This is a genomic window from uncultured Hymenobacter sp. (assembly GCF_964242765.1).
Lineage (GTDB): Bacteria > Bacteroidota > Bacteroidia > Cytophagales > Hymenobacteraceae > Hymenobacter.
On the sequence record NZ_CAXTBM010000050.1, the window covers coordinates 1 to 11,341 of the forward strand.

Annotated in this window: 6 protein-coding genes and 1 pseudogene; 2 read left to right on the top strand and 5 right to left on the bottom strand. The window is 57.1% G+C overall.

Features of this window, described 5'->3' with window-relative positions; all coding sequences use genetic code 11:
• From ACFE7X_RS18460 to ACFE7X_RS18475, 4 genes and pseudogenes are all read right to left on the bottom strand, one after another.
• Positions 1-796: pseudogene (locus ACFE7X_RS18460) on the bottom strand (hypothetical protein); the annotation flags it as partial.
• Positions 797-1,728: 932 nt separating this feature from the next.
• Complete coding sequence (locus ACFE7X_RS18465; RefSeq protein WP_375437162.1) at positions 1,729-1,899, bottom strand: hypothetical protein; 171 nt, start codon at positions 1,897-1,899, stop codon at positions 1,729-1,731.
• Positions 1,900-1,981: 82 nt separating this feature from the next.
• Positions 1,982-2,647, bottom strand: a complete 666-nt coding sequence (locus ACFE7X_RS18470) for an HAD family hydrolase (RefSeq protein WP_375437163.1) — start codon at positions 2,645-2,647, stop codon at positions 1,982-1,984.
• A gap of 77 nt (positions 2,648-2,724) precedes the next feature.
• A complete protein-coding gene (locus ACFE7X_RS18475) occupies positions 2,725-8,865 on the bottom strand; it encodes a carboxypeptidase-like regulatory domain-containing protein (protein WP_375437164.1) in 6,141 nt (2,046 codons plus the stop codon).
• 539 nt (positions 8,866-9,404) lie between these two features.
• On the opposite strand from ACFE7X_RS18475, the gene ACFE7X_RS18480 reads away from it, so the two are divergent.
• Positions 9,405-9,650 (top strand): hypothetical protein, encoded by a 246-nt coding sequence (locus tag ACFE7X_RS18480; RefSeq protein ID WP_375437165.1) that lies wholly within the window; start codon positions 9,405-9,407, stop codon positions 9,648-9,650.
• Between the two features lie 277 nt (positions 9,651-9,927).
• Here ACFE7X_RS18480 and ACFE7X_RS18485 read toward each other — a convergent pair whose 3' ends face one another.
• Entirely contained in the window at positions 9,928-10,071 is a 144-nt protein-coding gene (locus ACFE7X_RS18485) for a DNA polymerase beta superfamily protein (RefSeq protein WP_375437166.1), read from the bottom strand.
• A gap of 243 nt (positions 10,072-10,314) precedes the next feature.
• Here ACFE7X_RS18485 and ACFE7X_RS18490 point away from each other — a divergent pair, with 243 nt between their 5' ends.
• Positions 10,315-11,268, top strand: a complete 954-nt coding sequence (locus tag ACFE7X_RS18490) for a DUF2268 domain-containing putative Zn-dependent protease (RefSeq protein ID WP_375437167.1) — start codon at positions 10,315-10,317, stop codon at positions 11,266-11,268.
• Positions 11,269-11,341: the final 73 nt, after the last annotated feature.

Consider the following 11,341-nt stretch of genomic DNA (forward strand, 5'->3'; position numbering starts at 1 on the left):
GGCCGGGCGAGTCGAGCTTGATGAGCAGGGCCAAGATCGGCAACACCACCGGGAAAATTCCGAGGATCACGAACAGCGAGAAGGCAATGTCAAACGCACGCTTCGGTACTTGGTTGGTACGAAACCCAAGGGGAGCCTGCCGAATCGTGAGCACGGGCAGGTGGTCGTAGTAGTAAACGCTTACATCTTGACGCATAGTACCTTGGTAGTCCGGAACAATACGAAATGCAATGAAATGGTCGTCGGCAAAGCGAGAAATATCCTCGATTAGCTGGTGCTGGTCGAGGGGCAGCGCAAAATAGATTTCGTCGATCCGCTCGTCTTTACAGTACGCCTTTAATTCTGTCAGCTTTCCTTGTACTAGCTGCCGCAACTCACCAGACACGGGTTCATCCGTGAAATACCCCTTGAACTGATTGCTGATTGGATCGTGTGAGGTCAGAAAGCGGTATAGCTCTTGTCCGCTGCTGCTAGCTCCTACGATCACAAATCGATTGTGAGGCCGCGCCAAATGTCGGCGGTAAGCCCGCCGCAAATAGGTAAGCAGGAAACGGCTCGTTGTAACACCCACAATAGACAGCCCATATACGGCAACCAAATAGCTACTGGACAGCCAATTAAGATCTAATACAACCACGCCAGCCAAAAAGCATAGTGCATGCAGCAAAAAGCCATGCACTAGCTGCATCAGCTTTTCCGGATAGGAAAGTAGCCGGTCGGTCCGGTAGACATTGACTTTCTGCCTTGAAAGGGTCCACCACAACAAGGCAAAAACAGCAAACAGAAGGGGATACACTCCTTCAAATTTCCAATCCCCTTGCATATAAAAATTGGCTATCCGAAAGGCGCCAAATACAACTAGAGCATCCGTTACGGGTAATATTACTCGGGATGAATCTGTATAGCGCTTGTAATGTTCCATTGCAAGAGGCCGTTTACTGATAAACAAGGAAACCTTGAACGGAATAGAACAGGCTGCTAGGCAAGCAAGAAAGAGAAGTATTAGTAGCTTTCATAGGAGGTAGTGCGTAATCAGGCAGGGAGCGAAGGAGTATTATTAAATTAATAACTTTTTCCACTTTGTTGCATTAAAATTAATTTCAGCACTGGAAAAATCTAGTAATCTTGCCTCCTTACAGGCTCTGCAACCATAAAGTTGCCTTTTACTGCTTTTTTTTATCATCTTTTTATTACCTACGCGCCAAGCAAGTACTTGGATTGTTGATTGCAGGACGGGAGCCACTTTTTTCGGTTATAGAACGGAGGCTCAAGCAACTTACTGGCAACAAGTACCTCAGCAGTAAAAACGCATTTCTTCGGTTGGTTTACTGCGCAGCTTGCTTGACTGAACGCAATTTCACTAACGTGTATTTGGATAACTATATATTAATTTCTTCTCTCTAGAAATGTCATTAAACAAAATTCCAACCACTGAAAACATATACTGCACTCAGTTTATTTATTCCAGTTATAATGCCTTTTTATTTCCTATTTACGCCTTTGACATTATTATAATTTCAAAGCGTACTTCTCAGAGAAATATATTACAGAAGTATCAGTAGCCTATTTATATACTATAGCTAATCGCCACGCAGATAAAAATCACTGGGTTTGCTATTAACGTATTTCTACTGGCAGTCCTATTCTGTAATGAGCACAGGCTGGCTTTTTTGTCGCAGTAGCCACTAACACACTTTGCTAGGCTTATTTACTTAGGTTACTAATTCGCTACCCGAGACGCAAGATCTTCCATGTCGGGGCGGTGGGCCAGCACGGCCAGCCACTCAGGTAAAATGGCAGCTTCGCTGGGCCAGAGCCCAGCGAAGCCGCCTCTACGGCGCCGGTCGTAGTGGTGTTGCCGCCAAGGTTGACAGTGGTCAGCACGGCAAAAACTGGCATAAAGAAATCACAGCAACCGCCTTAACGAACCCTTACGTTGTGAAGAAGCAAGCTTTCGTAGCCTTGCCTTGAGCGAGGTTCGCTACGCGAGTAGCGGCAGTAGATCCGGCAAGGTATTGATGCAGTAGGTAGGACGGAGAGGCAGATTATCGTCTTCCTCTCCAAAGCCATAGCTGGCCCAGCAGGAAGCAATGCCGCAGTTGCGGGCAAAGAGCAGATCAGGCGTCGTGTCGCCAATCATAAGAGTAGCACTGAGGCTAATAGCCGGAAATCGGGGCTGAATCGCCTGCGTGAACATGGCCGGATCGGGTTTGAGAGGCAACTGCCGGTCTGGGGTGTCGCCGAGTATGAGGCTGAAATAGTGACGCAGACCGAAACGGCTAAGTGAATTTTCGAGCAGCGGCAACCCCTTATTGCTGATAACTACCAACTCCCTGCCGTTGGCCGAGGCGGCCATCAACACCTGCTCGGCGCCAGGAAATAGCGTAACCAGCGCTTCGGACTCGGTGTTGTAGATGGCGCGGTAGGTATCCACCCAAACAGCAGGCAAGGGCGGCGTACCGGGCGGATGCAGCCAGAGCAGCATCTCCGTTAGCAACAGCCCCCGCCCTACGGCTTCATCCATGAGAGCCTCGTCGGGCGGCGGATACCCCATTATTTCAAAAGTGCGACGCATGGCATGCTTGATAGCTCGACGTGTATCGCAAAGGGTACCGTCGTAGTCGAATAGTAGCAGGGAGTAGGGCATATTGCACGAAAGTACGACGAGACCCAATGCAACGCGAAGCTCCTGCTCGTGCGCACAAGCAGGAGCTTCGCGTTGTATCATTCTATTGTTGCCTGCTTGCTGGCGGAGCGGCCGAAACGGGTAGGGAAGTACATCAACTCGGCTTTGGCCGGATTAACGGTGTAGCGGCCCCGGTAGCGGGGTTGCAGTGCAATGCGGAAGGTGTGGCGGCCAATGGGCAGGACATCCATAAAGATGCCCGTTTGGTGGCGCAGGTACTCGCGGTGTACTTCGAAGTAGTTGCCTCGCTCCTTCTCGCCGTAGGAGCAGCCAGCCGGAATAGGCACTTCGAGCAGTACATAGCGCGCCTCGGCCTTCACGTCTACGGTTACCAGCAACTCGGTGGGCTTGCCGGCGCGGAGTTTCACCCGGCTTCCCTCCTGCCCTGCCAGGCGCGTACTCACCACAAACGGCGCGGCTTTGGCCTCGGGCGCGGCGTTCCAAAACGACTGATAGGCCGTGGCATACACGGGTAGCCCACCTTCCTTGTGCGGTGTGAGCGGACCAGCGGCAGCCGAGATTTTAACTTCAAACGGAAACTCGCGCACCTCCTGATAAAGCGCGCCGCTGAGTTGAGCGTGCGCAACCAAGCCCTTGCCGCCGGGTACGAGCAGGTCGGGAACTATGGTTTCCAGAATCTGCGCGGCCTCATACGTGCTGCTCCAGTGGCTGGCGGTGCGGCGCTGGTTGAGCAGGAAAGTTTGAATGCGCATCAGTTCCGTCTCCTGGCCACCTTTGGCGCGCAGCAGCCGGTAGGCCAACAGCGTGTTGCCGATGCGGTCGGGCAGCAGAAAGCGGTAATATGAACCCAGCCGCAAGGTGTCGGCATAGAACACACCGCCCAGCTCGGTACGCAGGCGGTAGCGCCGCAGCGTGTCGAGTTGATAGGGCAAGCCCAGTTGCTGACGCAGATTGGTGAGGGCCAGGTATCGGTCGAGGGGCTGGCGGCCTTTCTGCTCGCGTTCCAGACGCAACACGTAGCTCCGAAAATCGGGTTGCGCGCCGAGGCGGTACAGAACCTGGAGCAGCCGGATTCGGTCGTCGGCGGAGCGGAAGTACAGCGCGCTGAAGCGTTGCCCGCCCGGCGCGGAGGCCAGCGAGAGTTGCACGGCAGCCTCGGCAAAGGCATAGTCGAGCTGCTTGAGTAGATAAAGCCGAATGGCGTCCCGGTCAAGTTTCACTGCGTAGCCTTGCTTCTCGGCGTCGAGCAGGGCTTCCAGCACGTGCAGCGTAGCCCACGGACTAACTGGCGCGCCGGGCCAAGTGCCCCACAAGCCCTCGGGCTGGTGCCGGCCGCGCAGCAAATGGCGGATCAGGCGGTTAACCTCCTTCTCGCCGGCGAAGGGCTGCTTCATCACTTCCCGGATGCGCTGTTCGAGCAGCAAGGTTTTGAGCTTGGAGGCCGCCTGCTCGTTGCAGAGGTAGACGTAGCGTTGTACGTGGCGAATTTCTTCTAGCAGCGCAGGCAGCGGGTCACTTTCCAGGCGCACCGTCACCTCGCCGAGCTCCGGGCGCACCGGCAGCGTGAGGGTGGTGTCGCGGGCGGTGAGTACGGCGAAGGTGCCGACCCGCTCCCGCGTGCCGGCCGGCAGCACCGGAATGTGGCGCAACTCGCCGTCTTGGTAGCCGTTGGGCTGGGTTAGAGCAAAGCGCACTTGCACCGAATCAACCCCGGCAGGCGCCGTAAAGGTGAGTGTGTCGAGCACGGCGGTAACTACCTGGTGGCGCTGCGTGCGGCCCGGATTATTGCCGACTTGGAAAGTGGTTGTGACCTGCGCCGTGTCGGGAAGGTAATTCAACGTTTTACCGACGAGCTGCGCCCGGTCACCCTGGATCAGGAAACGCGGGGCGGCTAGCTCCCCCATCACAGCCTTGAAAGAGCGCATGAGGCCGGTAAAGGAGCCGGTGCGGGCGTGGTCGTCGGAGGCCAGCACGAAGGTGTCCCAGCCGGTGATGTCGTCGGGCACCACAACTTCGGTGCTGGCCTGGCCCTGCTGGTTGGTAACGAGCGTGGGGCGCCACCAGCCCGAGTCGGAGAAACGGCGGCGCAGCGCCAGGCGCGGGTCGCGGCCGGCGAGGAGCAAACCATCGGGGCCAGTGGTTTCGCCGGGGCTTAAGCCGGCCGGGGTTCGGCCGTTGATGCCAGCTTTGGTGTTGATGATGACAACGCCATTGGCAGCCCGCGAACCGAAAGTAGCGGCGGCTTCTGCGTCCTTCAGCACTTTGATACTGGCAATGTCATCGGGATTTAAATCAGTTTGCTTGCCACTAAACGGCACTCCATCAACAATGAGTAGCGGCTGATTGCTGCCGCCACTGGCATTTACCCCACGAATCCTAACTCCTGCTGGCTGGCCACTTATGGCTACGCCTGCCACGCGGCCTTGCAGGGCGCTACTGGTTACGATGGAGATGGCGCCTGTCATTTCACTGCGGTGCTGCGTTCCGTAGCCTACCACTATCACCTCTTGGAGCTGCTTGGTGTCGGCCTCCATTCTCACCAATATATCCCGGCCATCCAACCGCTTATCTGTTGACACAAAGCCGATTGAAGAAAAGCTCAGCGTGTTGCCCGTGGGTGGCACGCTCAACTCAAAGCTGCCATCAGCTAGGGTTGAAGCGCCAATGGTGGTGCCTTTTAGCAGTACGGTTACGCCGGGCAGCCCTTCGCTCGTTTGCTTGTCTTCTACCCGGCCGCGCTGCACCCGCCAGCCAGGCTGCGGCACTACGGGCGTTGTTACCGTAATGGCCCGGCGCTCCTCCCGCAACTCTTTCCTGAACAAGGCGAGGTTAGGTACCCGCTCACGCACCAGCCGCTCGAATCGGCGGCGCAACGCTCGACCAGCGGCGCCTTTAATTAGCAGGTCAGCGTATTCCAACTGCCCGTAGGTGGTGCCATTGGGCTGAATTTCGAGGTCGGTATTGGGCGCTAGTACAGAGCTATCGGCTAGCAGCAGGGCCATGCGGTAGCGGCCCGTAGGCAGGGCATGGACCGTGGGCGGCAGTCCGCGTTCCAGACGCACAAACCTGGTATTGCCGGGCTGCGTGACCAGCGTGTACAGTACGGGCGGCAGGGCTTCGCGGGAATTGGCAGGCGGGGCGGGTAAGCGCAGCACCAAGCGGCCTTGCCCGGCAGCAGTGGCGGCGGGGTTGTTGAGGACGGGTCCGGGGCTGGGGGCGCGGTAGTAGCTGGTAGCCGGGCGCGGCTGCATGTCGGCCTCCGTATACGCAAAGTCAGCTAACGGCAACTGCCCGAACTGATTGGCTTCCGTCAACCCCCCGAACTCGTTGCCTTGCACGCAGCGCATTTTCAGCAGGCCCGCCTCCAATGTGTAGCGAAACATGGGCTCGAGCAAGAACCGCCGCCGCAGGCCGTCGGTGCGGCGCAGCAGCACCGAATCGGGTCGGAATGGCCCACCCAGGTGGTACGTTTGGTGGGTGTAGTGGCCGTAGGAAGTGTAGGCGTAGCGCTGATTGGGGCCCCTGTTGCTAGCTATGGGGCGGCCGGCCCCAAGGGGTTGCAGCCGATTGCCTTGGCGGAGCAGTACCCGCTCGCCCACCTGGCTTCTATCGACCAGAATCAGGAAGCGTTGCAGTTCTTGTTGCTCTAATTCCGTTAGGGGGCCGCGCTTCTCTACCGTTAGCTCGTGGCACGTGCGGTTGGGGTCGATGCTAAGGGTGAGCTTGTGCAGATGCCGCAGATACACCCCGCGCAGCGTAACCAAGCGGTTGGGCGTGCGGATGGCCACAGTATGCTGCCCACTATCAGCTACCAGCGCAAAGGGTTCTTCGCGGTTGATGGCGGCCACGTACACCGGCACACCATCCACGTACACGGCCACCGCCGGCTGCACCCGCCCCGAGTCTACCACGAAAGGCGTGAGCTGCGTAATGCCGCCGGGCGCGGGTTGGTATTCATAAAAAGCCCCGAAATCAGGGTACAGAAACTGATAGAACCGCAACGAATCGAGGCCCAGGCGCTTGCGCCACGCGCCCCAGGCCAGCAGCTTCTGGCCGGTAGCCTCCGCCTTGTTCTCGAACCCTGCCCCCAACTGAAACCGTCGCAACGAGAGCCGCCCAGCCGCCGGAGGCTCGAAATCCGGCACTTCTGGTGCACTAGCTACTTCAAATTTGCTGGTGTGGGCGTACGCGGTAAGGTCGGCGTTGGGTACGGGTTGGCCGCCCCCATCCGTGACGGTATAGCGCAGTTTTATCCGCTGCCCCGGATATACCACGTCGGGTTGCTCGGCCTGCACCAACAGGCGGTGTTGCGGCAGCAACACATTGTACTCGGTGCTTTGCAGAGTGCCCGCCCAGAAGTAGTGCAACGACACGTACCACGGCGTGGGCCCTGGCGCGGGCAACGCCAGCGCGAGGTCGGTGCTGTAGCCGCGGCGCACCAGTTCGTTGCCACGGTAGAGATAGTACCAAAACGGCAACCGGCGCGGGTTTTCCATGGCCAGCACAATGGAATCGTGCGAACGGTTGGAGCGCAGCAGTAGGCCGGCATTGCTGGCGTCGAGGGGCAGGGCGGCAGCGTGACCAGTGGCGTCGGTGAGGCGGTAGTTGAGGGCGCGCGGGTCCACGGGCCGAGCTAGCGGCAGCGTCACGGCACTGCTAACCAACGAGGTGGAGCCATTGAAGTTGACGGTTTGTACCTCCAGCGTGGCCGTATGCGGGCGCTCTTCGCCGCGCACCAGGTAGCGAGCCACCACCGTATCGTGTTGCAGGGTCAGCTTGATTTCGCCGGGGTCGAGTTCGTAGGACACCGAGGTTGACTCAACGCGCCGCTCGTTGTCGCCGTTGAGGAAAGTGGCTTGCACCTGGTAGGTTAAGCTAGCAGGCGGCAAGTTGGCTTCGGGAAGGTTGAGGCGGGTTTCGCCGGTGGCATCCAGGGGCTGCGCGCGGGTCCAAAGCGTATCGGGCACAAACACCTGCCGACCCGGAAAGTGGCCCACGGTGGCGGGCGTTACGCTCAGGCGCACCCGCGCATCCAGCAGATTCAACTCATTGGCATCCTGACCGCGCAGAAACAGCGCCTGCGTGGTGCCGCGCCGGTGCGGAGTTTCGGCGGCACGCAACGTATAGCGGGTGTTGTTCAGTTCGTAGTCTTCCAGCCGGAAGCTGCCGTCGGCCAACGTCTTGTCCTCCTTGCCGGGCTGCACCAGCCGCACGCGCACCGACTTATCGGAGCGTAACCCCAGGGTATCGGTGAGGGGCAATTCGTATTCGTAGGAACCAGGCCGCACGGGCTTTAGCACCGCCACGATGCGGGGTTTGGGAGTGTAGCCGTCTAACAGATACAATTCCAGTGGCTTGCAGTAAGGCCGGCCGTCGTGCTGGCGCAAAATACGGGCCTTTAGACGCAGGGTGTCGCCGGAGGGCCGGTAGCGGGGTTTACTCAGGGCGAGGTAACTCACCCACTCTCCTTCCCGCTTTTGCTGTCGGCGGGCTTGCCGGTCGTCGCGCACATCTTCCTTGAACACCGACCGCAGCGAGCCCACCAGCCCAGTGTTGATATAGGACGCTTGGCGCAGGTCGAGCACGAGCTTACGTACCGGCCGCGTGAGGTAGCCGAGCGGGAAACCGTACATCAGCCGGCGCCAAATGAATGGCCACCGCGCCGACTGTTGGTACGGAAAAGTTTGATTTAGTGCGTGGTAGGTGGTATGCCCGCCTTGCGCTACTGCCAGCAAGCCCGGCCGGCTGGCTTTGCCGGGCAGGTGGTAGGCGCGGGTAGCGGCATCGAAGGGTACCTGCCGGTTTTTGGGCAACGTCACGCGCGCATCCTCGAGCAAACGCCCGAGCGAGTCGCGCACCAGCACCGTGAGGTCCACCTGGTTGTCGATAATGGTGAGTTGGCGGTTGGTAACCGAGCGCAGCCAATACACTAGTTGCGGCCCCTCGGTGTGCGCTACCAGATAGTAGCCGGGCGGCAACAAACGTTGAAAGACCATCCGCAAGCTGTCAGTCGGGAAAGAATCGACGGGCTGCGTGAAGAACTCGGGGCGAGCGGCGCTTAAGCCCCGCTCGTATAGGAGCTGGGTTTGCGCGTCCGTCAATCGAAATACTTTGGTGAGGTAGCTGCGCTGACGGGCGTGCGCCAGCCTCTGCTGCGCCGGCAACGACAGGGGAAACAGCAAAAACAGCGGCAGCAGGACGTGTAGGAATCGGTACATAGGCGGGAACAGATAGAGCGTTTCTCTACTGATGCCACCTCCCATCTAATTCCATACAGCCGAGGTATTTTTTTCAGTTCACTGCTCTTTGCTATGCTGTCTTCTAGGTTCTGGACGTCAACAAGCAAAGCAGATACGGTCCTTTTGATGAGTATCAACTTACTAGTAGGCAGGATTCATACTGCCGCCCGACCATGTGGTGATGACCAGCTAGCGGCTCCGGCAACGCTAGGCAACACGGGAATACTTTAGCTACTAAACGTAAGTCTGAAGCCGCAATCAGCCTCACCTTAGCTTAGGTGATTATATAAATATTAGACTGTTACAGCGCCATCCAAGACCAAACCAATCCCCTTTTTCGATTGAAATTTTAATTGAATCGAAAAATATATTTTCAGCCATAACTATAGCCTTTTAAGCTGTAACAAAACTTTCCACATCTGTTAAAACAGAAATATTTAAAGTTTTCTGGTTGAGGCACAATTTCTGGCCTCAGTCTTGAGTTTATAGCAGCATACCAACCTTGAACTCTACTCTCTATGATTCGGACTCTGCTGCTGTTTTTTGCCATCTTACTCGTGAGTGGTGTTGAACCTACCCCGGCCGAAGCGGGCCGCCCTACTGCCTACGCTCGCGCCAAAATGAAGGCCAAGCGCTACACCCACCGTCCTAGCTACAAAATTTACAAAGGGCACCGTAGCCGCGGCCGTCATAGCTTATTTAATTTCAGAAAGAAGAGCCGGTCCAGTGTAAAGCGCACGCCTACCCGCTCGAGCCGTATCTGAGTAGTACCCTTCAGTGTTTGAAACGTGCTTGCACTTCCAAGACAAGCTTACTTAAGTGCAAAAACAATAACGTAGTAGCCTTTAGCTACCCCAAAGCCCTTTCCCACCTGCACGGGGAAGGGCTTTTGTTATGTAGCAGCCTCGTACCATGCTTGCCGTACCTGAATCAGCAGTAACTCAGCGGCGGCTTTATTAGGGGCCTCGGGCAGACAAGCAGCAGCAAAGGCTCCCTCCACTCGCTCTACTAGAGTTTCTGCTCGCTGCACCAATTCCTTCTCTAGACGCAGATGAAACGCACGTCGTAATCGGAGTCCGGCGAGGGAAAGCCCCAGGCTCGGCTGCCTGACTCGCAGGCGTAGAGGATGCGCAGGTTGTGGGTCAGTTCAAGTTGGGTGAGGGCCTTTTGAATGCGAACGTGCATGGAGTAGCAAAGTAGAGCAGCAGTCACTGACTGTAGCAAAGTTGAAACGAAGGTACCGTCTCGGCTTTTGGCTCCATATACTTCCAGCAACTATCCAACTGCTGGGGCTGCTGGCAAGCCCTGGCAGCCATTTATATTTGGTTTTTCTCGAATATTCCACGCCTTTTAGCTTTATCATCAGTTAACCAAGGCTATCCTGTTCTCATTGCTCTTGCCACTCCTCTGGTCTTGCCTACCATCCTGATGCGTTACTTATCACTTATCCGTTTGGGAGCTCTGTTGCTACTTGGTGCCACCCAATGCACGAGCATTCGGCGGGCGGAAAGCATCAAGCTGGTTACCAGTGACATCGACAATTTTTGGCAGGCTTACCCCGCCGCCATGCGCGACACCGCGCAGGCCTACCGGGTTTTTCAGGAGCAGTATTTCAATAAGGCTTCGCCCGGTTTGCAAGAGTATTTCAAACGCAAATACAAAGGCGACGCGGTGGTGTTTGCCCGGCGCATCACCCAGCGGCCGCGCTACTACGCCTCGGTGCGGCAAACTACGCAGGCCATAGCCGAGCAGAAGCCGCAGATACTGGCAGCTTTTCGGCGGCTACAGGAGTTGTATCCGCCAGTGCGTTTCCAGCCCATCTATTTTGTGGTGGGCGGCTTCGCGGGTAGCACGGCCCAGGAGCCGGGCCTGCTCATCGGCGCCGACCAAACGGCCAATGGCCCTGGCGTCGACACCTCGGAACTGTCGTTGGTGCAGCGCAACCGCTGCGGCCCGGTCACCAACCTACCGAATCTGGTAACGCACGAAATGATTCACAACGTCCAGCAGCGCAGTGATGGTACGTTGCTTAGTGCGGCTATTCGGGAAGGCATGGCCGACTTTGTGGCCGAGTTGGTAACGGGGGCCCTGGGCAACAACGCCCGCTTACACGTGTACGGCAACGCCCACGAGCAGCAATTGTGGCTCGCTTTTCAGTTGGAGATGGACGGTACTACCACCAAAAACTGGCTGGCTAACTCCGACCAGGAAACGCCCGAAAAGCCCTGCGACTTAGGCTATTATGTAGGCTATAAAATCTGCCAATCCTACTACGCCAGGGCCACCAACAAGAAGCAAGCCCTAGCCGATATGCTTACCACCAAAAATTTCAAGGCTTTTCTACTGCAAAGTGGTTACGAGGAAAAATCCAGCAAGCAGTAACGCGCAAGGCAGGGGTTTGCCTTACATTTCCAGAATTCCAGCTCAGCTTTTACTTACAGGCTGGCCGCCGGAC